Source organism: Paraburkholderia sp. SIMBA_054 (assembly GCF_046534875.1).
GTDB classification, from domain to species: domain Bacteria; phylum Pseudomonadota; class Gammaproteobacteria; order Burkholderiales; family Burkholderiaceae; genus Paraburkholderia; species Paraburkholderia hospita.
This window is the reverse complement of record NZ_JAWRXV010001641.1, coordinates 1-239: the sequence shown is the minus strand read 5'-3', so window position 1 is coordinate 239 and position 239 is coordinate 1. Positions and strand designations below refer to the sequence as shown.

The window sequence follows — 239 nt, the reverse complement described above, 5'->3', positions numbered from 1 at the left end:
CAATATGGATGACTTTGGTGCTGCGCATGACGCCTCCTGCAATTAATGCAATCATTCCTATCGGTTGAGCCGTTAGCGTCAATCCTTTATCGGACGGGCAATTGCGCTTTCGCGTCAGAATGAGGATTTCATTCCTCTCTATGTCAGGAGATGAAAAATCCATCTCGAGATGTGTTGCTTCTTTAAGCAAGTCTGATATCCATTGTGCTCTTATTTTGTGCAAATCGATGCGCAGCCCG

1 protein-coding gene is annotated in these 239 nt (G+C 45.6%); it reads right to left on the bottom strand.

The genetic code is table 11. The annotated features are described in order from the left end of the window. The coding region (locus SB822_RS60650; protein ID WP_410859594.1) for a hypothetical protein at positions 1–190 on the bottom strand (190 nt) is incomplete at its 3' end. Positions 191–239 lie beyond the last annotated feature (49 nt).